Raw genomic sequence first — 22,192 nt, forward strand, 5'->3', positions numbered from 1 at the left:
ATGCAGCACCTTGATCTACTGGTCGTCCGCCAGGCGCTGCAATGGTCCGTTGCGGGGCAGTGCGTGTGGCTGTGCACGGTGCTGAGCACCTACGGCTCGGCACCGCGCGCGCCGGGTTCGCTGCTGGCCGCCACGGCTGGTGGCGAATGGATCGGCTCGTTGTCCGGTGGTTGCGTCGAGGATGAGTTTCTTGAACGCCTGGCCGCTGGGGCCTTTCCTGAGCCTGTGCACCTGGTGCGCTACGGCGATGGCAGCGACCCACACTCGCAGATCAGCCTGCCCTGCGGTGGCGTGCTGGACGTGCTGGTGGAAAACCTACCCGCCGACTGCGCGGTACAGGCGCACCTGCGTGAGCTGGAAAGCGCTTTGGCGGGCCAGCGCCGGCTGATCCGCGACGTGGCGCTACCCAGCGGTGCCCGCGACTTGCTGGCCGACAACACGCAGGGGCCGCGGGTGGAGCGTCAGCCAAATCGGCTGCGCCTGCGCGTCGGTGCAGCCCAGCGCTTGCTGCTGGCGGGTTACTCCTCGGTAGCGCAGGTCTGTGCGCAGTTTGCCCAGGGGCTGGGCTTCGAGGTGGTGCTCTGCGAACCACGCGAGGAGGTGCTGCAGGGCATCAATTTGCCGGGGGTGGAGATCCGCCGTGAGCTGCCGTCCGAGGTGATCCGCCTGGGCGGCTGCCATGCCGACACTGCCGTGGTGGCGCTGACCCATGATCCGCGTATCGATGACCTGGCGATGATCGAGGCCGTGCGCACCGAGGCCTTTTATATCGGCGTGATGGGCTCACGCGTGACCAGCGCCAAACGTTTCGAGCGCCTGCGTCGGGTTGGCGGTCTGGATGATGCGCAGTTGGCACGGATCATTGCGCCAATCGGGCTGAACCTGGGCAGCAAGACCCCGGCGGAAATCGCCCTGGCGGTACTCGCCGATATTCTGCGGGTGCGCAACGGTCTGGCACGGGATGCGCTCTAGCATGCCGCGCGTCGTGGCCTTGTTGCTGGCGGCCGGGCGTGGCCGGCGCTTCGGCAGCGACAAGCGCCTAGCGCGTTTGCCGGACGGTCGCGGCCTACTGGCGGCCAGTGCCGAGCGGGCGTTGCAGGTGTTCGCTGAGGTGCATGTACTGCTGCGCGACGAGGACGATGCGCAGGCGCTGGGGCTGCCTGCGGCGTGCCGGGTGATCCGTTGCCGCGACGCTGATCAGGGCATGGGCCACAGCCTGGCGGCCGGTGTGCAGGCCTTGGCCGGTTGCGAGGCCGACGCCATCGCCGTGCTGCTCGGCGACATGCCCTGGGTGGCCGCCGACAGCCTGTGGCAACTGTGCCAGCAGGCCGCAGCCGAGCGCATCGTGTGTCCGCTATATGACGGTCAGCGTGGCCATCCGGTGCTGTTTGGCCGCGCCTTCTGGCCGTCGCTGCAGACCTTGCGGGGTGATGAAGGTGCGCGCGCGTTGCTGCAGGCGCATGCTGCCGCGTGCCAGGGCATCGCGCTGGCTGATCCGGGTGTGCTGCGCGACGTCGATCGGCCGCCGGCGCTGTTTACGCTCTAGGCGCTCTTTTGCCCGTGTGGCAGCCCGTCGCGTGACAATCGACCACAGCCGAATTTGGCGCCCCAGGCGCTACTCTCTGCGCATGTCTTGACCCGCATCAATGCTCAACGTGCGTGGTTGTGCGGGCGCTTGGCCCCGCGTGATGGCTACCGACCCAGAACAATAATCCCCTGACTGATTGCTTGTGGCTGGCATGCGCGCCCGTGGCCGTGCCCCGTATCACCTGACTGAGGAAACGCCATGTTTGGATTAGAGGCTCTCGATCTCGCCCGAATCCAGTTCGCTTTTACTATTTCCTTTCACATCATCTTTCCGGCCATCACCATCGGCCTGGCCAGTTACCTGGCGGTGCTCGAAGGTCTGTGGCTGAAGACCGGGGAGGAGGTGTACCGCGATCTGTACCACTTCTGGGCGAAAATCTTTGCGGTCAACTTCGGCATGGGCGTGGTGTCTGGCCTGGTCATGGCCTATCAGTTCGGCACCAACTGGAGCGCCTTCTCCGACTTTGCCGGGGCGGTCACCGGGCCGCTGCTGACCTATGAAGTGCTTACCGCGTTCTTCCTTGAGGCGGGCTTTCTTGGCGTCATGCTGTTCGGCTGGAACCGGGTCGGCCCGGGCCTGCACTTCTTCTCCACGGTGATGGTGGCGATCGGCACGCTGATCTCGACCTTCTGGATTCTCGCTTCCAACAGCTGGATGCACACCCCGCAGGGCTTCGAGATCATCGACGGGCGGGTGATTCCGGTGGACTGGTTCGCCGTGGTGTTCAACCCCTCGTTCCCTTATCGCCTGCTGCACATGGCCACGGCGGCGTTCCTTGCCACGGCGTTTTTTGTTGGCGCGTCGGCGGCCTGGCACCTGCTGCGCGGGCGCGACAACCCGGCGATCCGCAAGATGCTGTCGATGGCCATGTGGATGGCCTTGATCGTGGCGCCGATCCAGGCGGTGATTGGCGACTTCCACGGCCTGAATACCCTCAAGTACCAGCCGGCGAAGATCGCTGCCATCGAAGGCCACTGGGAAAACCATGGCGATGAGCCGACACCGCTGATCCTGTTCGGCTGGCCGGATATGCAGCGTGAAGAAACCCGCTTCAAGATCGAGATTCCCGCGCTCGGCAGCCTGATCCTGACCCACAGCCTGGACAAGCAGGTGCCGGCGCTCAAGGAGTTCGCCAAGGAAGATCGACCTAACTCAACCATCGTGTTCTGGACCTTCCGGATCATGGTTGGCCTGGGCATGCTGATGATCCTCACCGGCCTCTGGGGCCTGTGGCTACGCAGCCGCGGCATGTTGTTCCAGAGCCGGCCGTTCCTCCATCTGGCGGTGTGGATGGGCCCGTCGGGGATCATCGCCATCCTCGCCGGCTGGTACACCACGGAAATCGGTCGTCAGCCCTGGATTATCCAGGGGCTGATGCGCACCGCCGATGCCTCGTCCGGGCACAGTTTTGCGCAGATGAGCCTGACCCTGGTGCTGTTCGTGGTGGTGTATTTCGCCCTGTTCGGCGCGGGTATCAGCTACATGATGCGCCTGGTGCGCAAGGGCCCGATCACCGACGAAGGCAAGGAGCCCGCCGAAGGCGGCCCAGGCCAGAAACGCACGCCGTCCCGTCCGCTGTCCGCACCCGAAGAGGGCTTGGACGAGGGCGAAACCGACTCACTGGCTGAGAGGAATTGAACATGGGCATTGATCTCTCGCTGATCTGGGCCGTGATTATCGCCTTCGGGGTGATGATGTATGTGGTCATGGACGGTTTCGACCTGGGCATCGGCATCCTCTTTCCCTTCGTCAAAAGCGAAGGTGAGCGCGATGTGATGATGAACACCGTGGCACCGGTTTGGGACGGCAACGAAACCTGGCTGGTGCTCGGTGGCGCGGCGTTGTTTGGCGCTTTTCCGCTGGCCTACGCGGTGGTGCTCAGCGCGCTTTACCTGCCGCTGATCTTTATGCTGCTGGGGCTGATCTTTCGCGGCGTGGCCTTCGAATTTCGCTTCAAGGCCAAGGCCGCCAAGCGGCACCTTTGGGACAAGGCGTTTATCGGTGGCTCGCTGACTGCAACCTTCTTCCAGGGCGTGGCGCTTGGGGCCTATATCGATGGCTTCAAGGTGGTCGATCGGGTGTATGTCGGTGGCGCACTGGACTGGCTGACGCCGTTCTCGCTGTTCTGCGGCCTGGCGCTGATTGCCGCTTACGCCTTGCTCGGCTGCACCTGGCTGATCATGAAGACCGAAGGCCGTCTGCAACAGCAGATGCACGACCTGGCACGGCCGCTGGTGTTCGTCCTGCTCGGCGTCACCGGCATCGTCAGCCTGTGGACGCCGCTGGCCCATGCTGACATCGCCGAGCGCTGGTTCAGCCTGCCGAATATCTTCTGGTTTATGCCGGTGCCGCTGCTGGTGCTGCTGTGCACCTGGGCGCTGCTGCGCGCGGTGGCGCGCAACGCCAACTACTCACCGTTCCTGCTGACGCTGACGCTGATCTTCCTCGGCTACAGCGGCCTCGGTATCAGCCTGTGGCCGAATATCATCCCGCCGTCGATCAGCATTTGGGACGCCGCCGCGCCGCCGCAAAGCCAGGGCTTTATCCTGGTCGGTGCGCTGTTCATCATCCCCTTTATCCTGATGTACACCGCCTGGAGTTATTACGTGTTCCGCGGCAAGGTGACTGAAGAAGATGGCTACCACTGAGGTTTGGCTCCGGTCTGCTGCGTGTCGGCCCTGCGGCGTTAAAAGCGGGCTCGGCAAGCCGCTTGCGGCTAACGCGCTTTAGCGCGGCCCGAAGGACGACTGAAACCAGTAATGCTCATGTACAAAAGTACGCTCGCTGTCCTCGCCTGCTTTGACCCGCCGGAGGTTGTTACTAACGTAGCGCCTTGCAGGACTCTAGCTCGCGAGACCTCAGATCAGTTATGAGGGCGCAAGATGAATGATGTCGATGAGAAAAAGCCGCTGTGGCAACGCCTCGGCTGGCTGGTGCTGATCTGGGCTGGTAGCGTGCTGGCCTTGGGCGCGGTGTCCTATCTGCTGCGGCTGTTTATGCAGGCCGCGGGGATGGGCACGCCGTAAGCGCGATATTGGTGATCGCTATAGGAGGCGCTTTAGCGGCGAGCGTTTACTGACGGCTTGTCGCGGCTGAAGCCCCTCCGCCGGGCTTTGCAGCGCGTTTATTTGATCGCTTTGAGCACCACAAACTTCGGCGTGGCCGCCACCTGTTCGACACCGCGGAACAGCCGTTTCAGCTTGGCGTGGTAACCCAGGTGGCGGTTGCCGACGATCCACAGTTCGCCGCCGGTCACCAGCGCGGCGCGGGCCTGTTGGAACATGCGCCAGGCGAGAAAGTCGCCGACCACTTGCTGCTGATGGAACGGCGGGTTGCACAGCACCAGATCCAACGAATCCTCCGCCTGCTCGGCTAAACCATCGCCCGCGCGAATCTCTACCGGACGCTCACCCAGCGTCGCACGCCAGTTTTCTTCGGCTGATTGCACGGCCATATATGACTCATCCACCAGCGTCAGCTCGGCCTGCGGACTGCCCAGTGCATAGGCAATGCCGAGCACACCGTTGCCGCAACCGAGGTCGGCCACGCGCATGCGGCTGAGGTGCTTGGGCAAGTGCGGGAGAAAGGCGCGGGTGCCGATATCCAGGTCTTCACGGCAGAACACGTTGGCGTGGTTAAGCAGCTCGATAGCCGGCTTTTCCAGGCGATAACGCGTCGGGTAGGGCGATACGGGTGCAGGTTTGGCCTTTGGTGTGGCAAACAGCAGGCGGGCTTTTTTCACTGCCAGCGAGGCCTGCACCGGGCCGATATATTGCTCCAGCAGATCACCGGCGGCGCGCGGCAGGTGCTTGATCATGGCCGCCGCAATCACCTGTGCGCCTGGAGCCAACTGGCCGTGCAGCCGAATCAGTTGCTCCTCCAGCAGCGCCAGGGTTTTCGGTACGCGAATCAGCACCCCATCAAACGGTCCCGGCGCGACGGTACTGGCTGGGACAAACCTCACGGCATCCGCCTGCTGCTGGTTGCGCAGCAGGTTGACCTGCAACCCCAGGTGGCCGAGGTGCGAGTCGCCGCTGCTGGTCACCTGCGCCTGGCTCGCCAGGCTGATGGCCAGTGCGCCGAAGCTGTCATTCAGCACCAATACCCGGGCGCTGCTCGTCAGCCCTTGTTCATGCAAATGGTTGAGCAGGTACTCATCCGCAGCATCGAACGCCTGCAGCGGCTCGTTGGGCTGGTCGGGTTGGCGAAGCAGGTCGAGCTGGGCGAAGGGGGTGCTGAGCAGGGGCATGGATTACTCGGGTAGCAGGTCGCAAGGGCGCGATAAAAAGTGCAGTTGGTCGCTATTGTCGGTGCAAGTCGCAGAAAAGTCTCGGAACTGAGAGCTGGTTCAGTAAATCAAGGTTGTGTTGCGCGCGGCTTTGCCGAAAAATGCCGGCCCCTTGCGGATCTGCTCAGTCTTGTCTGATACCCATCAGTCAGCAAGCATGAGTCAGCAAGGTCGGCATTCAAATAATAACCAGGCCCCGAGCATTACGCCCGGCTGCGATCTGGTAGCGCCTGATGATCAGGACTGCGCCGCTGCTCTGCCGCGTCCGCCGAATCATCCATAGCCCACACCCCCACTCAATGAGGCCTGCTTATGCAGGCTTCACGGCGTTCTATTTGCAAAAAGGTATGTTCATGTTCAAGTCCCTGTTGTCTTTAACCTTCACTGCGTTGCTGGTCGCGGTAAGTCCGGCCCAGGCGGAAGGCAAGGCTCCCATCGTGATCAAGTTCTCCCATGTGGTGGCCGAGGACACCCCCAAGGGCAAGGGTGCGCTGCTGTTCAAAAAACTGGTGGAAGAGCGTCTGGCCGGCCAGGTAGCGGTTGAGGTCTACCCGAACTCGACGCTGTTCGGTGATGGCGAGGAGATCAACGCATTGCGCGATGGCAAGGTGCAGATGCTGGCACCGTCGCTGTCCAAGTTCGAGGCCTACACCAAACAGCTGCAGGTGTTTGACCTGCCGTTCCTGTTCGATGACCTGGAGGCGGTCAAGCGCTTCCAGAAGCGCGACAAGAGCCGCGAGCTGCTGCACGCCATGTCCAACCAGGGCATCTATGGTCTGGCTTACTGGAACAACGGCATGAAGCAGCTGACCTCCAGTCGCGAGCTGCGCAAGCCCGAGGATGCCAAGGATCTGGCCTTTCGTATCCAGCCCTCGTCGGTGCTGCAGGCACAGTTTGGCCAGCTCGGCGCCAAAACCGTGAAGATGCCGTTTGCCGAGGCGTTCAAGGCGCTGCAGGCCGGCACCATCCAGGGCACCGAAGGGCCTTGGTCGAACATCGCCAGCCAGAAGGTCGACACTGTGCAGCCGTTTATCAGCGAGCTTAACCATGGCGCCCTGAGCTACATGCTGATCAGTAGCAAGGCGTTCTGGACCAGCATTCCCTATAAGACCCGCACCGAGCTGGAAGCGATCATCGATGAGGTGTCCTTTACGGTGAATAAGGAGGCCGAAGCGCTGAACAACAATGACCGCGAGCGCATCATCGCCGCCGGCCATGCCAAAGTGGTCACCTTGACGGACGATGAACGTGCCGCCTGGCGCGCTGCATTGAGCCCGCTGTGGAAGACCTACGAAACGGAAATCGGCGCCGATGTGCTGCGTGCCGCTCAGGCCGTCAACCGCCGCTAAGCGCGGGCTCAGGGCAACGCCAAGAGCCCGCAGGTTTTACCGGTGTTTGTTCGGCGAGCGTTGCGCCACACTGGGCCTGTGCACCCTGCATAGGTCCGGTACTCGCATGACCAGTGATGACAAGTACACCCAGCAAACCCTTACCTCTATTCAGGTCTGGTCGCCCAGCCTGTTCAGCCTGCGCTGTACACGTGATGCGGGCTTTCGCTTCCGAGCGGGGCAGTTTGCCCGGCTCGGCGTCGCCAAGGCCGATGGCTCGGTGGTCTGGCGCGCCTATTCGATGGCCTCGGCACCCCATGATGAGTTTCTCGAGTTCTTCTCCATCGTTGTGCCGGGTGGCGAGTTCACCGCCGAGCTGAGTCGGTTGCAGGTGGGTGACCGCCTGTTGGTAGAAAAACAGGCGCTGGGTTTTCTCACCCTCGACCGCTTTGCCGATGGCCGTGACCTCTGGCTGCTGGCCAGCGGGACGGGGCTCGCGCCGTTTCTATCGATTCTGCAGGGCTTGGAGGTGTGGCAGCGCTTTGCCCGTGTGGTGCTGGTGTACAGCGCGCGCACGGCTCGCGAGTTGGCCTATCAGCCGCTGATTCAGGGCCTGATGCAGCAGGAACATCTGCAGGAATACGCTGAGCGTTTCGTCTATCTGCCGCTGGTCACCCGTGAGCAGGTGCCTGATTGCCTGCATGGGCGCATCACCACTCTACTGGCGAGTGGCGAGCTGGAGCGGGCGGCAGGGCTTAGCCTGGAACCTGAGCATTCGCGCCTGATGATCTGCGGCAACCCACAGATGATTGATGATACCCGCGCGCTGCTGAAGCAGCGCGACTTGCAGCTCAGTCTGAGTCGTCGGCCGGGGCAGGTGGCGGTGGAGAACTACTGGTAGGTGAGTGAGCAACATCAGTGCTGACGCCGGGGTATGTGAAAATTTGGTAACGCTTTAGCGCTTAGGCTTTTCTGCCTCAGCCTCTAATATCGCTCCCTTCTTGTGGCTTTTTCCGGACTATATGGACAGTGAGAGATGTAAGCCGCCCTCGCCAATCGCGTCGAGTGCGGCCCTGCAATTAAGCGGCGCAGCCCTGCGCATGCTCCCTCGGCAGCACCCCGCTGCACGACCTTTTTCTCAGACGATGAACCTGTCGCGCGGCCCGTGCCTGCGTGTTGCCTTCGCCTGTGCCCGTTCAACTGACCCAAGAGCCATACACTAAATGGAATGGATCGCTGATCCCACGGCCTGGTTGGGCCTATTCACCCTCATCGTCCTGGAAATCGTCCTGGGTATCGACAACCTGGTGTTTATCGCCATCCTCGCCGACAAGCTGCCGCCCGAGCAGCGTGACCGTGCGCGCCTGATCGGCTTGAGCCTGGCGCTGCTGATGCGCCTGGGCCTGCTGGCCAGCATTGCCTGGCTGGTAACCTTGACTGAGCCGCTGATTGAGGTGTTTGGCAAGAGTTTCAGCGGGCGTGACCTGATCATGCTGTTCGGTGGTGTGTTCCTGTTGTCCAAGGCCACCATGGAGCTGCACGAGCGCCTTGAGGGGCACACACAAAAAGCGCCCGGCAGTCGCACCTATGCGCGTTTTTGGCCGGTGGTGGCGCAGATCATCGTGTTGGATGCCGTGTTCTCTCTGGATGCGGTGATCACCGCGGTGGGCATGGTGGACGAGCTGCAGGTGATGATGATCGCCGTGGTGATTTCCATGGGCTTGATGATGGTGGCGAGCAAGCCGCTGACGGCCTTCGTCAACGCCCGGCCGACGGTGATCATGCTGTGTCTGGGTTTCCTGATGATGATCGGTTTCAGCCTGACGGCCGAAGGCCTGGGCTTCCACATACCCAAGGGCTATCTGTACGCCGCGATTGGTTTCTCGATTCTGATCGAGGTGTTCAACCAGCTTGCTCGTTTGCGCCGTAAGCGCAGCCTGCAGGGTGAGCGTGGTCTGCGTGAGCGCACGGCGCATGCGGTGATGCGTATGCTCGGCGGCAAGGTGCAAGCCGATGAAGTGGGTGAAGACATTGCCGACATGCTGGAAGGCGGCGATGGTGAAACCGTACTGTTCGACCGCCGCGAGCGGGTCATGATCAGTGGGGTGCTGAGCCTGGCCGAGCAGTCGATCAAGAAGGTCATGACCGACCGCATGCAGGTCGACCGGATTAACCTTGATGACCCGCTGGCGGTGATTCACCAGGCTCTGCTGGAGTCACCGCACTCGCGCTTGCTGGTGTCGCGTGGCGATGCCGTGGATGAGCCGCTGGGCTATATCCACAAGAAGGAGTTGTTCAAGGAATTGCTCAAGGGCGAGCAGCCGGACATCGAAAGCCTGGTGCGTGCCCCGGTCAATCTGCCGGACAGTGCCTCGGTACTCAGTGCTCTGGAGCAGATGCGTCAGGCCTCGACCCACGTGGCGTTCGTGGTCAACGAGTTTGGCGGCTTCGAAGGCCTGCTGACCCTGACCGACATCCTTGAGGCCATTGCCGGTGAGCTGCCGGATGCCAGTGAAGTGGATGGGCCGGATATCGAGAACCTCGACGGCGCTTACCGCGTCAGCGGCGCGCTTAACCTTGCGGTGCTGCGTGAGCGTTTGGGTTTCAAGGCCAGGCCGACCGATGACTATCAGACCATCGCTGGGCTGGCGATGAGCCTGCTCGACCGATTGCCGATCATTGGCGATCAGGTCGAGTACGCTGACTGGCGTCTGACGGTTACCGAGGTCAAGGAGCGCCGGGTGGCCAAGCTGCTGCTCACGCCTCTGGCTGATTAAACGCGGCGCAATAAAAAGGCACCTTCGGGTGCCTTTTTCAATTCGTCAGCGTTAGTCCTTGGTGTGCTGCGCCTTGAGCAGGTCGCGGATCTCGCTCAGCAGTTCCTGATCCTTGGTCGGTGGGGCCGGCGCTGCGGGTGCCGCTTCTTCTTCGCGCTTGAGTTTGTTGAGCACCTTGATGCCCATAAAGATGGCGAAGGCGACGATCAGGAAGTCGAGCACAGTCTGGATAAATTTGCCGTAGGCCAACACCACAGCAGGCAGATCGCCTTCGGCAGCCTTCAGGGTGATGGCCAGGTCAGTGAAATCCACGCCGCCAATCAGCACGCCCAGCGGTGGCATCACCACGTCACCGACAAAGGACGAGACGATTTTGCCAAACGCGGCGCCAATGATGATGCCCACAGCCATGTCGACCACATTGCCTTTGACCGCAAAGGCTTTGAATTCACTGATGATACTCATGCTGCATTCCCAGTTGGATAAGGTTGGCTCGAGTGTAATCCAGGGTTGATTACTTGCCAGCTACTTATCAGCTCGGCAGGTGAAAGGCTGGCAGTGCTTCAAATGCCGGTTTAGCCAGCAGGTAGCCCTGGAACAGTTCCACGCCCATGTCGCGCAATGCGTGCAATTCGCCCAGGCTTTCGATGCCCTCGGCAATCACCCGGATATTCAGTTTTCGGCACATCTGCAGGGCGGCTTCGAGCAGAATCTGCCGTACGCTGTCCTGCTCGATATTGCGGATCAGCTGCATGTCCAGCTTGATCAGATCAGGCTGGAAGTCGGCCAGCAGATTGAGGCCGGCATAACCGGCGCCGAAGTCATCAATCGCCGTCATAAAGCCCTGTTTACGGTACGCGCGCAGGATGCCGGTGAGGTGGTCGATATCCAGCACCTGCTCCTGTTCGGTGACCTCGAAGATGATCCGCTGCAGTGGGAAATTGAAGCGTTTGGCCGCCTCCAGCGTAGCGCGGATGCAGGTCTCGGCCTTGTACACCGCGTTGGGCATAAAGTTGATCGAGACCATGGCCGGTACCTGTAGCCTGGCCGCCCATTCCAGCGCAGTAATCCGGCAGGCCTGGTCGAAGGCGTAGAGATTGTCCTTGTTGAGTTTGCTCAGCAGGCTGCCCGCTGACTCACCCGCTTTGCCGCGGACCAGTGCTTCGTGGGCAAATATGGTGCCGGTGCTCAGGTTGATAATGGGCTAAAAGGCCATGCTGATGGGAAAGCCTAATGCCTGCCCCTCACGGCAAGCCGTACAAGCTGGTTTGTAATCCATGGCCCTGTCTCTGCTGCAAGCACTCGCGGTCAAGATAGCAGACGTTGCCCCTGTGCTCTGATTTCCGCGGGCTGCGGCAGAGCCGACTCGGGTGGGCTAGTCTCAAGCGAGAACCGCCATGAGGATGTCACTATGCCGTTGGAACATCACCCGCTCAGCCGCGAGTTTCCCGAATACCAGGCGCAGCTGCGTAGCCTATTGGCCAGCGATGGGCATTTTGCCCGGCTGGCTGAGGAATATGACGAACTCGATAAGCGTATCTATGAAGTGGAGAGTGGGCGCATTGCTATGGATGAGTTCATCTTGCTGGGCCTGAAAATGCAGCGAGTAACCCTCAAGGATGAATTGGCCGGCTACCTGCACAACGCTTCATAACGTTGCCCGGTTGATCAGGATCAAGTGCTGCTCCCGGTTCGGCGGATAGTCTGCAGGCAGTGACTACCCCCAAGGAGTGCCAGCATGCACGTTGAACATCATCCGCTGATCAAAGATTTCCCCGAACTGCGCGGCGCGCTGCACGAACTGCGTGTCAGTGATTCTGACTTCGCCCGTCTGGCCGACACCTATGAACGTCTGGACAAACGTATTTGCCGTATCGAAACCGGCAACGAAGTGCTGGCCGATGAAGCCTTGCTGTCGCTCAAGCAGGAGCGAGTAGGCCTCAAGGACGACCTCGCGCGCCGACTAAAGCGCGCTGCCGGACAGTGCTGTGGCTGTGGTAACGGCTGTAAGTCATAAGAATTTGTTCATGACCTGCTGTGCGTCGGCCCTACTGCGTTAAAAACAGGCTCGGACTGCTCATTTACAGCTCGTAAACGCTGTGTCCTCGCTGTTTTGTCCAGCCTGAGGCTGGCACTACGTAGCGCCTTGTATGGCTTTAGCTCGCGAGATCGTGAACAGGTTCTAAGTGCGTAAGGCTGTAAATATATCCAGCTATTTCGTATGATCCGGGCTCAGCTTTCAGAGGAGTCCGGCATGGCCAAGGCCAAGCGCATGTATGGCTGCACCGAATGTGGTGCGACCTTTCCCAAATGGGCCGGCCAGTGCGGCGAATGTGGTGCCTGGAATACCCTGGTGGAAACCCTGCTCGAAGCCAATGCGGCCACTCCTAGTGGCCGCGCTGGTTGGGCGGGCGAGCAGGCGCAGATCAAGACCCTGGCCGAGGTCAGTGTCGAGGAGGTGCCGCGTTTCTCCACCGCGTCTGGCGAGCTGGATCGCGTGCTCGGCGGCGGCCTGGTGGACGGTTCGGTGGTGTTGATCGGTGGCGACCCCGGTATCGGCAAGTCGACCATCCTCCTGCAGACCCTGTGCAATATCGCCACGCGCTTTCCCGCGCTGTATGTCACCGGTGAGGAATCCCAGCAGCAGGTGGCCATGCGCGCCCGCCGCCTGGGCTTGCCGGAAGACAAACTCAAGGTGATGACCGAAACCTGCATCGAAAGCATCATTGCCACCGCACGCCTGGAAAAGCCCAAGGTGATGGTGATCGACTCGATCCAGACCATCTTTACCGAACAGCTACAGTCGGCCCCCGGTGGCGTCGCCCAAGTGCGCGAAAGTGCCGCGTTGCTGGTGCGCTTTGCCAAGCAGAGCGGCACGGCGATCTTCCTGGTGGGCCATGTGACCAAGGAGGGCGCGCTGGCCGGGCCGCGGGTGCTCGAACATATGGTCGACACCGTGCTGTATTTCGAGGGGGAGTCTGATGGCCGTCTGCGCTTGCTGCGCGCGGTGAAGAATCGCTTTGGCGCGATCAACGAGCTGGGCGTGTTCGGCATGACCGATAAGGGCCTGAAAGAGGTCACCAACCCCTCGGCGATCTTTCTCACCCGCGCCCAGGAAGAAGTGCCCGGCAGTATCGTCATGGCCACTTGGGAAGGCACCCGCCCTATGCTGGTGGAGGTGCAGGCGCTGGTCGACACCAGCCATATGGCCAATCCGCGCCGTGTCACCCTGGGCCTGGATCAGAACCGCCTGGCCATGCTCCTGGCCGTATTGCACCGACATGGCGGTATTCCGACCTATGATCAGGATGTGTTTCTCAACGTGGTGGGTGGGGTTAAGGTGCTGGAAACGGCCTCGGACCTGGCCTTGATGGCTGCGGTGATTTCCAGCCTGCGCAACAAGCCGTTGCCGCATGATCTGCTGGTGTTTGGTGAGGTCGGTCTGTCTGGGGAGATTCGCCCGGTGCCCAGCGGTCAGGAGCGTCTCAAGGAGGCCGCCAAGCACGGTTTCAAACGCGCCATTGTGCCCAAGGGCAATGCGCCGAAAGATCCGCCACCAGGGTTGCAGGTGATTGCCGTAACGCGCCTGGAGCAGGCGCTGGATGCGCTGTTCGAGTAGCTGAACAATGGGCACTAAAAAGGAGGCCGATGCCTCCTTTTGGGTTACTCGTTTGTTTACTCGTCTTCGCCGAGGGCGGCGAGTTCGCGCTCTAGCAGGCTGTCATTGCCAAGATTGAGTTCCACCAAGCGACGTAGGTGGCTGATCGAGTCGAGATCGATATGCCTGCAGACGAAACCGAGCAAGTCATCCTGGGTGCGAGTCAGCACCACGTCCATCTTTACGCGGGTGTCATCGGCCAAGTGCAGGTTGGCCTCGAACGATAGATTGGGGTCGCCATTCCAGCCGTTTGGTCGCTTGATCAGCAGTCCTTTCATTGAAATATCGTGCAGTTCGGCCGCCCAGCGGCGCTCACCTTGCACAATCTCGGTCGGTGCGTCGAACGCGATGCGTTGAAAGCGGCGACGCTCATTGGCTGTATCGCTCATGCAAAGAAACTCCTGCGAGGTTTTATCCACTATAGCCAAGGCTGATGCTGCTGGCTTGGTTTTATCTGTGTTGGGCGTGGTTCGGCTCGCAATAAAAAAGCCCGCCAGGAGGCGGGCTTTTTAGCGCGGCGGATACTTAGTGGCCGTAAACCGGGAACTTGGCGCAGACCGCTTTAACCTGCTCACGCACGCGGGCTTCAACGGCGTCGTCACCCAGGTTGGCGAGGATCTCACAGATCCAGCCAGCCAGTGCGCGGCACTCGTCTTCCTTGAAGCCGCGTGTGGTCACGGCTGGGGTGCCGATGCGCAGGCCGGAGGTGACGAACGGCGAGCGTGGGTCGTTCGGCACGCTGTTCTTGTTCACGGTGATAAAGGCACGGCCCAGGGCGGCGTCGGCATCTTTACCGGTGATGTCCTGCTTGATCAGGCTGAGCAGGAACAGGTGGTTTTCAGTGCCGCCGGAAACCACGTCATAGCCGTTTTCGATAAACACGCTGGCCATGGCCTGGGCGTTTTTGATCACTTGCTGCTGGTAGGCCTTGAACTCAGGCTGCAGGGCTTCCTTGAAGCACACGGCCTTGGCGGCAATCACGTGCTCCAGCGGGCCGCCTTGGCCACCTGGGAACACGGCCGAGTTGAATTTCTTTTCCAGCGCTTCGTTGGCGCGTGCCAGGATCAGGCCGCCACGTGGGCCGCGCAGGGTTTTGTGGGTGGTGGTGGTGACCACGTCAGCGAATGGCACCGGGTTCGGGTACACGCCAGCGGCAACCAGACCGGCTACGTGCGCCATGTCAACGAACAGGTAAGCACCGACTTTGTCCGCGATGGCGCGGAAGCGTGGGAAGTCCAGGACCTGCGAGTAGGCGCTGAAGCCGGCAATGATCATCTTCGGCTTGTGTTCAACAGCCAGGCGCTCGACTTCGTCGTAATCGATCAGGCCGGCATCGGTGATGCCGTACTGCACGGCGTTGTACATCTTGCCGGAGAAGCTGACGCTGGCGCCGTGGGTCAGGTGGCCGCCGTGTGCCAGGCTCATGCCCAGTACGGTGTCACCGGTTTCCAGCAGGGCCAAATACACGGCGCTGTTGGCTTGCGAGCCGGAGTGCGGCTGGACGTTGGCGTAATCGGCGCCGAACAGTTCCTTGGCGCGGTCGATTGCCAGTTGCTCAACGATGTCGACGTATTCGCAACCGCCGTAGTAACGCTTGCCTGGGTAGCCTTCGGCGTACTTGTTGGTCAGCACCGAACCTTGGGCTTCCATCACCGCTGGGCTGGTGTAGTTTTCCGAGGCGATCAGTTCGATGTGATGTTCCTGGCGTTGGGCTTCCTGCTCCATCGCGGCAAACAATTCGGCGTCATAACGGGCAAGAGTCAAATCACGGCTGAACATGGCATTCCCCTGAAAAATCAGCTGGGCGGTAGAAAGAGGGGGCGAATTCTAACCCATACGGCGCGATCAGGCATATGAAGCTTGATCATCTGGCGGACAAGTGGGGCTCATCCAGATGTGCTGTCAGCTCAGCATGAACAGCGCGGTGCCGGTGAACAGTGCAGTGAACTGGTGTGCCGGCATGGGCCTGCCGAGCAGGAAGCCCTGCACCTCGTCGCAGTCGTGGCCGCGCAGGAAGTCCAGCTGGGCCAGGGTTTCCACACCCTCAGCGATCACTGTGAGGTTGAGGCTGTGGGCCATGGCAATGATCGCCCGGGCGATCTGACCGTCCTGCTCGCCGTGGGGCAGGCCGTCGACAAAGCTGCGGTCGATTTTCAGCACGTCGATGGGGAACTGCTTGAGGTAGTTCAGGGAGCTGTAACCGGTGCCGAAGTCGTCGATGGCGATACACACCCCCAGCTGTTTGAGGCTGGTGAGGGTTTGCATGGCATTGGTGACGTCTTCCATGAGGATGCTTTCGGTCAACTCCAGCTCCAGGCAGGCTGCCGGAATTGCGCTGTGCTGGATAATTTGCTCCACGCGCTGGTGCAGGTTGCCCTCGGCGAACTGGCGAGCAGAGAGGTTGACGGAGATTTTCGGGACCCGGACTTTGGCAGCGTGCCATTCCGCCAGCTGGCGGCAGGATTCGCGCAGCACCCAGTCGCCCACCTGCACCACCAGGCCAAGCTCTTCCAGCACGGGGATGAACTCCCCAGGTGGCACCAGGCCACGCAGTGGATGCTGCCAACGCAACAGCGCTTCGGCACCCGTCAGGCGCTTGCCATCGCCAGAAAACTGCGGCTGATAGTCCAGGCGGAATTCGCCCTGTTCAAGGGCGTGGCGCAAGTCGCTCTCCAGCTCCAGGCGTTGCAGGGCGCTGGCGTTCATGTCGGCCTGGTAGAACTGGAAGTTGTTTTTGCCACGCTCCTTGGCATGGTACATGGCGGTGTCGGCGTTCTTCATCAGTTGGCTCAGCTCGTTGCCATCCTGCGGGCTGAGGGCGATGCCGATGCTGGCGGTGACGAAGAACTCGCGGCCTTCGAGAATGAATGGCTGCTCCAGGCTGGCGAGAATCTGCTCACCGACATGAATGGCGCGCGTGACGGCCGTATCTCGCTGAGGCTGGGAGCGCAGCAGCAAGGTGAATTCGTCACCGCCCATGCGTGCCACGGTGTCATCGCTGTCCACGCAGGCGCTCAGGCGTACCGCTACATCCTTGAGCATGCGGTCGCCGGCGGCGTGGCCGAGAGAGTCGTTGATCGGCTTGAAACGGTCGAGGTCGAGGAACATCAGCACCACCCACTCTTGGTGCCGTTCGCCGTGTTGCAGAGCGTTGTGCAGGCGGTCCTGAAACAGCGTGCGGTTGGGCAGCTGGGTGAGGGCGTCGTAGTAGGCCAGACGGTGGATACGCTGCTCACTGGCCTTGCGTTCACTGATGTCGCTGAAGAAGCACACGTAACTGACCAGGTCGCCGTCGTCGTCCTTCACGGCTGTAATGCCGACCCAGGCCGGGAATTTTTCGCCGTTCTTGCGCTTGAGCCAGACTTCGCCTTCCCAGCTGCCTTGCTGATTGAGTTGGCGAACCACATACGCCAGGTGGCTGGCCTGCTGGGTATCGGCCGTCAGTACATTGGGCAGTTGGTCGAGAATCTGCCGCGAGCTGTAGCCACTGACGCGGCTGAAGGCGTTGTTGACCTGGACGATATAGCCGGCCGGGTCGGTGACCAGGATCGCGGCCGTGGAGTGTTCGAAGACCGTCGCGGCCATGCGCAGATCTTTTTCCGCGCGGCGCTGCAGGCTGATGTCGCGACCGACGCCGAGCAGGCCTTCGAAGCGTCCGCTGTCATCCCACATCGGTACCAGGCGCAGCTCCACCGGAATTTTCTGGCCGTCGGCGCGCAGTGCATCGAACACGAAGAGTTGTGGGCGAAATTGCTCACGCAGTTCGGCCAGGCGCTGCGGGTCGCCAAGGGCGTTGCGCACTCGATCGAGCAGCTCATAGACGCCGATCAGCTGGCGTGGATTGGTCGCCAGGCTTTGAAAGCCGTTGGCCAGCACCCATTCGCTGTCGTAACCCAGCACAGGCTTGACCGACGGGCTGACGTAATTGAGTTCCAGGTGACTGTCGGTGGAGAAAATCACGTCGCTGATGCTTTCCGCCAGCAGGCGATAGCGCTGTTCGCTGGTGCGCAATGATTCACTGTGGGTGATCTGCTCGGTGATGTCCTTGGCCACGCCGATCAGACGGCTGACCCGGCCCTGCTCGTCGCGCGCCAGCGCCTGCTCACGGATGTCAAACCAGTGCCAGCTGCCGTCACGGTGCCGCCAGCGCAGTTCGAACTGCATCAACAGACCGTTGCCGACCACCTGCTGGATATTGCGCATGCGCTGATACAGCTCGACATCATCAGGGTGCAGGATTTTCTCCCACATGCGCTCACCCAGCTGATGCACCTCGGCCTTGCTGTAACCCAGTTGCGGGCCGAGATGGTTGTTGCTGTACATCACCCGTTGGCTGCACATGTCGTGCACATAAATGGTGTCCGGAACGGCCTTGACCACATCCGACCAGAAGCGCTCGCGTTCGATCAGTGAGGTTTCGATGCGCTTGCGGTTGGTGATGTCGCTGATGCTCAGTGTCACCGCTTGCAGATCGTCGATGCTTTCCGGCAGGCGCAAGAGCAACCAGAGGTGACGATCATGACCTTGTGGCGTGCGGATCTGGCGCTCCATCTCCAACTGCCTGCTGCCATTGAGCAGCGCCGCCAGTAGTTGCATGCGGAAGCCGTCCGGGCGCAGGCGGCCACTGTTGAACAGGTGCTGCCAGGCCTGCTGGTTGGACTCTACACCCAGCAGTTGCAGGGCTACCTGGTTGGTTTCGGTCAGGCGCAGGCGCTGGCAGATTTCGGTGTGCTGTTGTGGGTCGCGCTCCAGCCAGCCTTGCAGCTCGTTCGAACTGCGCACCTGGTTTTGCCGCAGGTAACTGCTCAGCTCGGCGAGGTCAAGTACACAGAGCGCGGTGCCGGTGCCGTCAAAGATGTCCTGGTAGCGCCGTCGGGTCTCCTGCAGCACCTGTGAGGCGCGCTGCTCTTCGGTGACGTCGCGCAGCACCCAGACAAAGCCGGTACGTCGGTTGTCTTCGCTGAGGTCGCTGCGGCTGATATCGAACAGATGGGTGTGGCCATTTTCCTGGATTTCTACCAGGTCCGGGCCCAGGTCGTTGTGCAATGCCGTGTCGTGCAGCAGGAGTGGGTCGAGGCGTGGCAGCAGGTCGAGCAGGTGCCAGTCATGCGCGTCGCTGGAACTCAGCCCGAACATCGCTTCAGCTTGCGGGTTGAGGTATTGCAGCTGACCGTTGCTGTCAGTGACCAGCACCCGCTCTTCAATGGCGCCAAGGACGCTGGCGGCCTGTTGCAAGGAGCGCCGCGAGGCGCTGTTGAGCGCGTGCAAGGCGCGTTGTTCACGCAACAGGCGATACAGTGCCAGCAATGTCAGGGTGGCGCAGAGAATAAACAACAGCAGTTTGCTGGCCTGCTGCGGCAGTTGCTGGGCACGTACCTTGCGCTCATTGAACAGTGCGCGCAGTTGCCAGTCGCTGCCCTTGAGCGGGGTTTCCAGCATGCTTTGGTCAAGGTTCTCGGCGGTAACGGGAGGGGCGATGGTGGTGATGTCATCGTGTTGGGTGGTATTGCTGGCAAGCACCCGCTGTACGTTGCGGTCTTCCAGCAGCCATTGATGCGGGCTCTGATGATGTTTCTGCAGCCAGCCGCTCAACGCCTGATTGCTCAGGCGCAGCACCCATACTCCGCTGGCCGGGCTGTCTGGGTTGTGCCGCAGCAGCAGATAGATACGCCCGCGATCATTGGCGCTGAACGCGTAGAAAAAGCTTTCGCCCTGGCTGCGCTGCAGCAGCTCGCTCAGGTACAGCGCGTCATCACTCGGTGCATGGCTATCGGCGAGCACCTCACCTCGGGCATTGAGCCAGGCCAGGCTGCGCAGGGTGGGAAATACGCTGCGCAGGGTCTGCAGCAGTTCGTCGGCGTTACCCGTCGGGACTTTATGGTTTTGCAGCAGCGCCTGGCCGGCGCTGGCCTTGAGGTCCATGTTCAGGCTCAGATGGTTGGCCAGTTGTGAGCTGTAGGCCAGGCCCAGCTGACGCTGGTTGTCGAGCAGTTGCTGGGACTCCTGGCGCAACTGCCAGAGCAGCAGCACCAGCATGCTTAACACCAGCACCACCACCGCGCCGCGGGTCGGTCCACGCATCGCTTCGGCCGATAAGACGCCGGGCGTACGAGGATGGGAAGGGGGCGTGGCTGCTGACAACGAAGGCATCCTGGGACTGCGCGATAGGACTGACCCCTGAGGATGCTCGCATGGGCTAACTGCAGGGGGCGGGTAGCATGCCATAACCGTGGCAAAGTGCCAGCGCAGCCGACGAGCGTTGTTTGCCCTGTATCGCGCATTCCGGTAGCTTTGCCGCACGCGCGCGCGACTGTACGAACGACGCTGTGCGCCTGGCGGCACCGTCCCCGCCGTGTAGCCTCAGGCTGCACGCATCAGTTGGCGGCTTCTCTTTCGTTTCAACCCAGAACCAAGGTCATCATGGCTCAATACGTCTACACCATGCATCGGCTCGGCAAAGTCGTACCGCCGAAGCGGGAAATCCTCAAGAACATCTCCCTGTCGTTCTTCCCAGGCGCGAAGATCGGCGTACTCGGCCTCAACGGCTCGGGTAAATCCACCCTGCTGAAAATCATGGCCGGTGTAGACACCGAGTTCGACGGTGAAGCGCGGCCGATGCCCGGTTTGAACGTGGGCTACCTGCCGCAAGAGCCGCAACTCGACCCGAGCAAGACGGTGCGGGACGTGGTGGAAGAGGCGGTTAGCCACATTAAAGATGCGCAGGCACGCCTGGATCAGGTGTACGCCGCGTATGCCGAACCGGACGCCGACTTCGACAAGCTGGCCGCCGAGCAGGCCAAACTGGAAGCCATCCTGCAGACCAGCGACGGCCACAACCTGGAGCGTCAGCTGGAAGTGGCGGCGGATGCCCTGCGTCTGCCGGCCTGGGATGCCAAGGTTGAGCACTTGTCCGGTGGTGAGAAGCGCCGTGTGGCGCTGTGCCGCTTGCTGCTGTCGGCGCCCGACATGCTGCTGCTGGACGAACCGACCAACCACCTGGACGCCGACTCGGTGGCCTGGCTGGAGCACTTCCTGCACGACTTCCAGGGCACCGTCGTGGCGATTACCCACGACCGTTACTTCCTGGATAACGTCGCCGGCTGGATTCTCGAACTCGACCGCGGCGCGGGCATTCCATACGAGGGCAACTACTCCGGCTGGCTTGAAGCCAAGTCGGATCGTCTGGCTCAGGAGTCCAAGCAGCAGTCAGCCCATGAAAAGGCCATGAAGGAAGAGCTGGAGTGGGTGCGCAAAGGCGCCAAAGCCCGCCAGTCCAAATCCAAGGCCCGCTTGCAGCGCTTCGAGGAAATGCAGTCGCAGGAATTCCAGAAGCGCAGCGAGACCAACGAAATCTATATCCCGGTTGGCCCGCGACTGGGCGACAAGGTCATCGATTTCGTCAACGTCAGCAAGGGCTACGGCGACCGCATGTTGATCGACAACCTGTCGTTCAGCATGCCCAAAGGTGCCATCGTCGGCGTGATCGGCGGTAACGGTGCCGGTAAGTCGACCCTGTTCCGCATGCTCATGGGCAAAGAGCAGCCGGACGCGGGCAGCATCGAAATCGGTGACACCGTGCAGATGGCCTGTGTTGATCAGAGCCGCGACGACCTCGACGGCGGCAAGACCGTGTGGGAAGCCGTATCCGATGGCTTCGACATGATCAAGGTCGGCAACTACGAGATGCCGTCGCGCGGTTACGTCGGTCGTTTCAACTTCAAAGGCGCTGACCAGCAGAAGTTCGTCAAAGACCTTTCCGGTGGTGAGCGTGGCCGTCTGCACCTGGCGCTGACCCTGAAAGAGGGCGCCAACGTGCTGCTGCTGGACGAACCGTCCAACGACCTCGACGTGGAAACCCTGCGTTCGCTGGAAGAAGCGCTGCTCGACTTCCCCGGCGCGGCCATTGTGATCTCTCACGATCGCTGGTTCCTGGACCGTGTGGCGACGCACATTCTGGCGTACGAAGATGACTCGCACATCGAGTTCTTCGAAGGCAACTACACCGAGTACGAAGCGGACCGCAAGAAGCGCCTGGGTGATGCTGCCGCGCAGCCGCACCGCGTGCGGTACAAGAAGCTGGCCCAATAAGCCAGTTCGTTATTAAACGGAGCCGCAAGGCTCCGTTTTTGTTTGTGGCGCACAGGCAGAGAGTGTTCTTTCACTGATCTGCGGCAGTTTTCCGGTGATAGGCCGGCGCAAACTGTTCAGGCTGTATTGCGAGGAATACTGCCATGACCCGTTTCGATCCTCAGATAACGCTTTACCGTCTGCTTAATGAATACACTGCACGTGCCCATGCGATTCGGCGCGACCTGGCGAATCGCCACGCGATGGCCGCCGGCGACCAAGCTCAGCTGCGGCAGAACGATGACGTTCTGCAGGCATTGTTGTTAGAAGCCGAGGATGCATTGCGCCAGGTCGGCCTGGCCAAACTGCGTCTGGCTGAAGGGCGCTACGGACTGTGCCTGGGCTGTGGATCACGCATCAGCCCGGAACGACTCGAAGCGTTACCGATTGCGGAGTACTGCCTGGTTTGCGCTGAACGGTATTGAA

The 22,192-nt window shown here is 61.3% G+C and carries 19 protein-coding genes; 13 read left to right on the forward strand and 6 right to left on the reverse strand.

Annotation, left to right across the window (positions count from 1 at the left end; genetic code table 11):
• The 5 genes from DBR00_RS05830 to DBR00_RS05850 all read left to right on the forward strand — a co-directional run bounded on the left by DBR00_RS05830 (window position 1) and on the right by DBR00_RS05850 (window position 4,614).
• Window positions 1–972 carry an XdhC family protein gene (locus DBR00_RS05830; protein WP_108486879.1) on the forward strand — a complete coding sequence of 324 codons (972 nt, stop codon included), beginning with the start codon at window positions 1–3 and terminating at the stop codon, window positions 970–972.
• A gap of 1 nt (window position 973) precedes the next feature.
• Window positions 974–1,546 (forward strand): NTP transferase domain-containing protein, encoded by a 573-nt coding sequence (locus tag DBR00_RS05835; RefSeq protein WP_108486880.1) that lies wholly within the window; start codon window positions 974–976, stop codon window positions 1,544–1,546.
• A 240-nt stretch (window positions 1,547–1,786) separates the two neighbouring features.
• Window positions 1,787–3,226: a cytochrome ubiquinol oxidase subunit I gene (locus DBR00_RS05840; protein WP_108486881.1), complete on the forward strand. Its 1,440-nt coding sequence runs from the start codon at window positions 1,787–1,789 to the stop codon at window positions 3,224–3,226.
• Between the two features lie 2 nt (window positions 3,227–3,228).
• Window positions 3,229–4,236, forward strand: a complete 1,008-nt coding sequence (gene cydB, locus DBR00_RS05845; protein ID WP_108486882.1) for a cytochrome d ubiquinol oxidase subunit II — start codon at window positions 3,229–3,231, stop codon at window positions 4,234–4,236.
• 234 nt (window positions 4,237–4,470) lie between these two features.
• Window positions 4,471–4,614: a DUF2474 domain-containing protein gene (locus DBR00_RS05850; RefSeq protein WP_108486883.1), complete on the forward strand. Its 144-nt coding sequence runs from the start codon at window positions 4,471–4,473 to the stop codon at window positions 4,612–4,614.
• Between the two features lie 98 nt (window positions 4,615–4,712).
• On the opposite strand, the gene DBR00_RS05855 is transcribed toward DBR00_RS05850, so the two are convergent.
• Window positions 4,713–5,837, reverse strand: a complete 1,125-nt coding sequence (locus tag DBR00_RS05855; protein ID WP_108486884.1) for a class I SAM-dependent methyltransferase — start codon at window positions 5,835–5,837, stop codon at window positions 4,713–4,715.
• A 392-nt stretch (window positions 5,838–6,229) separates the two neighbouring features.
• Between DBR00_RS05855 and DBR00_RS05860 the strand changes: the two genes are divergently transcribed.
• The 3 genes from DBR00_RS05860 to DBR00_RS05870 all read left to right on the forward strand — a co-directional run bounded on the left by DBR00_RS05860 (window position 6,230) and on the right by DBR00_RS05870 (window position 9,981).
• Entirely contained in the window at window positions 6,230–7,225 is a 996-nt protein-coding gene (locus DBR00_RS05860) for a DctP family TRAP transporter solute-binding subunit (RefSeq protein WP_108486977.1), read from the forward strand.
• Between the two features lie 106 nt (window positions 7,226–7,331).
• On the forward strand, window positions 7,332–8,105 hold the full coding sequence (locus tag DBR00_RS05865; protein WP_108486885.1) for a ferredoxin--NADP reductase: 774 nt from the start codon (window positions 7,332–7,334) through the stop codon (window positions 8,103–8,105).
• Window positions 8,106–8,427: 322 nt separating this feature from the next.
• A complete protein-coding gene (locus DBR00_RS05870) occupies window positions 8,428–9,981 on the forward strand; it encodes a TerC family protein (RefSeq protein WP_108486886.1) in 1,554 nt (517 codons plus the stop codon).
• A 51-nt stretch (window positions 9,982–10,032) separates the two neighbouring features.
• On the opposite strand, the gene mscL is transcribed toward DBR00_RS05870, so the two are convergent.
• Both mscL and DBR00_RS05880 read right to left on the reverse strand, forming a co-directional pair.
• Window positions 10,033–10,446 carry a large-conductance mechanosensitive channel protein MscL gene (mscL, locus tag DBR00_RS05875; RefSeq protein WP_108486887.1) on the reverse strand — a complete coding sequence of 138 codons (414 nt, stop codon included), beginning with the start codon at window positions 10,444–10,446 and terminating at the stop codon, window positions 10,033–10,035.
• A 67-nt stretch (window positions 10,447–10,513) separates the two neighbouring features.
• Window positions 10,514–11,182 carry an EAL domain-containing protein gene (locus tag DBR00_RS05880; protein WP_371920633.1) on the reverse strand — a complete coding sequence of 223 codons (669 nt, stop codon included), beginning with the start codon at window positions 11,180–11,182 and terminating at the stop codon, window positions 10,514–10,516.
• Window positions 11,183–11,392: 210 nt separating this feature from the next.
• Here DBR00_RS05880 and DBR00_RS05885 point away from each other — a divergent pair, with 210 nt between their 5' ends.
• From DBR00_RS05885 to radA, 3 genes are all read left to right on the forward strand, one after another.
• On the forward strand, window positions 11,393–11,635 hold the full coding sequence (locus DBR00_RS05885) for a YdcH family protein (RefSeq protein WP_108486888.1): 243 nt from the start codon (window positions 11,393–11,395) through the stop codon (window positions 11,633–11,635).
• Between the two features lie 84 nt (window positions 11,636–11,719).
• Window positions 11,720–11,998: a YdcH family protein gene (locus tag DBR00_RS05890; protein WP_108486889.1), complete on the forward strand. Its 279-nt coding sequence runs from the start codon at window positions 11,720–11,722 to the stop codon at window positions 11,996–11,998.
• Between the two features lie 237 nt (window positions 11,999–12,235).
• The gene (gene radA, locus DBR00_RS05895) at window positions 12,236–13,600 is read left to right on the forward strand and encodes a DNA repair protein RadA (protein WP_108486890.1); all 1,365 of its coding nucleotides are present in this window, start codon (window positions 12,236–12,238) and stop codon (window positions 13,598–13,600) included.
• Between the two features lie 56 nt (window positions 13,601–13,656).
• Here radA and DBR00_RS05900 read toward each other — a convergent pair whose 3' ends face one another.
• From DBR00_RS05900 to DBR00_RS05910, 3 genes are all read right to left on the reverse strand, one after another.
• A complete protein-coding gene (locus DBR00_RS05900; RefSeq protein WP_108486891.1) occupies window positions 13,657–14,028 on the reverse strand; it encodes a PilZ domain-containing protein in 372 nt (123 codons plus the stop codon).
• A gap of 136 nt (window positions 14,029–14,164) precedes the next feature.
• Complete coding sequence (glyA, locus tag DBR00_RS05905) at window positions 14,165–15,418, reverse strand: serine hydroxymethyltransferase (protein WP_108486892.1); 1,254 nt, start codon at window positions 15,416–15,418, stop codon at window positions 14,165–14,167.
• Between the two features lie 123 nt (window positions 15,419–15,541).
• Window positions 15,542–19,720, reverse strand: coding sequence for a bifunctional diguanylate cyclase/phosphodiesterase (locus DBR00_RS05910; protein ID WP_256582935.1), 4,179 nt, complete (start codon window positions 19,718–19,720; stop codon window positions 15,542–15,544).
• A gap of 339 nt (window positions 19,721–20,059) precedes the next feature.
• Here DBR00_RS05910 and ettA point away from each other — a divergent pair, with 339 nt between their 5' ends.
• A complete protein-coding gene (ettA, locus tag DBR00_RS05915) occupies window positions 20,060–21,727 on the forward strand; it encodes an energy-dependent translational throttle protein EttA (RefSeq protein WP_108486894.1) in 1,668 nt (555 codons plus the stop codon).
• 143 nt (window positions 21,728–21,870) lie between these two features.
• Window positions 21,871–22,191, forward strand: a complete 321-nt coding sequence (locus DBR00_RS05920; protein ID WP_108486895.1) for a TraR/DksA C4-type zinc finger protein — start codon at window positions 21,871–21,873, stop codon at window positions 22,189–22,191.
• Window position 22,192 lies beyond the last annotated feature (1 nt).

The sequence above is a fragment of the Pseudomonas sp. HMWF032 genome, from assembly GCF_003060885.1.
Lineage (GTDB): Bacteria > Pseudomonadota > Gammaproteobacteria > Pseudomonadales > Pseudomonadaceae > Aquipseudomonas.

What these genes read in the sequence shown, in the direction of transcription:
- cydB (WP_108486882.1), top strand. Translation starts at nt 3,229, where the DNA reads ATGGGCATTGATCTCTCGCTGATCTGGGCCGTGATTATCGCCTTCGGG.
- DBR00_RS05855 (WP_108486884.1), bottom strand. Translation starts at nt 5,837, where the DNA reads ATGCCCCTGCTCAGCACCCCCTTCGCCCAGCTCGACCTGCTTCGCCAA.
- DBR00_RS05840 (WP_108486881.1), top strand. Translation starts at nt 1,787, where the DNA reads ATGTTTGGATTAGAGGCTCTCGATCTCGCCCGAATCCAGTTCGCTTTT.
- DBR00_RS05850 (WP_108486883.1), top strand. Translation starts at nt 4,471, where the DNA reads ATGAATGATGTCGATGAGAAAAAGCCGCTGTGGCAACGCCTCGGCTGG.
- DBR00_RS05885 (WP_108486888.1), top strand. Translation starts at nt 11,393, where the DNA reads ATGCCGTTGGAACATCACCCGCTCAGCCGCGAGTTTCCCGAATACCAG.
- mscL (WP_108486887.1), bottom strand. Translation starts at nt 10,446, where the DNA reads ATGAGTATCATCAGTGAATTCAAAGCCTTTGCGGTCAAAGGCAATGTG.
- radA (WP_108486890.1), top strand. Translation starts at nt 12,236, where the DNA reads ATGGCCAAGGCCAAGCGCATGTATGGCTGCACCGAATGTGGTGCGACC.
- DBR00_RS05830 (WP_108486879.1), top strand. Translation starts at nt 1, where the DNA reads ATGCAGCACCTTGATCTACTGGTCGTCCGCCAGGCGCTGCAATGGTCC.
- DBR00_RS05860 (WP_108486977.1), top strand. Translation starts at nt 6,230, where the DNA reads ATGTTCAAGTCCCTGTTGTCTTTAACCTTCACTGCGTTGCTGGTCGCG.
- DBR00_RS05890 (WP_108486889.1), top strand. Translation starts at nt 11,720, where the DNA reads ATGCACGTTGAACATCATCCGCTGATCAAAGATTTCCCCGAACTGCGC.
- DBR00_RS05870 (WP_108486886.1), top strand. Translation starts at nt 8,428, where the DNA reads ATGGAATGGATCGCTGATCCCACGGCCTGGTTGGGCCTATTCACCCTC.
- DBR00_RS05920 (WP_108486895.1), top strand. Translation starts at nt 21,871, where the DNA reads ATGACCCGTTTCGATCCTCAGATAACGCTTTACCGTCTGCTTAATGAA.
- glyA (WP_108486892.1), bottom strand. Translation starts at nt 15,418, where the DNA reads ATGTTCAGCCGTGATTTGACTCTTGCCCGTTATGACGCCGAATTGTTT.
- DBR00_RS05835 (WP_108486880.1), top strand. Translation starts at nt 974, where the DNA reads ATGCCGCGCGTCGTGGCCTTGTTGCTGGCGGCCGGGCGTGGCCGGCGC.
- DBR00_RS05865 (WP_108486885.1), top strand. Translation starts at nt 7,332, where the DNA reads ATGACCAGTGATGACAAGTACACCCAGCAAACCCTTACCTCTATTCAG.
- DBR00_RS05910 (WP_256582935.1), bottom strand. Translation starts at nt 19,720, where the DNA reads ATGCGTGGACCGACCCGCGGCGCGGTGGTGGTGCTGGTGTTAAGCATG.
- DBR00_RS05900 (WP_108486891.1), bottom strand. Translation starts at nt 14,028, where the DNA reads ATGAGCGATACAGCCAATGAGCGTCGCCGCTTTCAACGCATCGCGTTC.
- ettA (WP_108486894.1), top strand. Translation starts at nt 20,060, where the DNA reads ATGGCTCAATACGTCTACACCATGCATCGGCTCGGCAAAGTCGTACCG.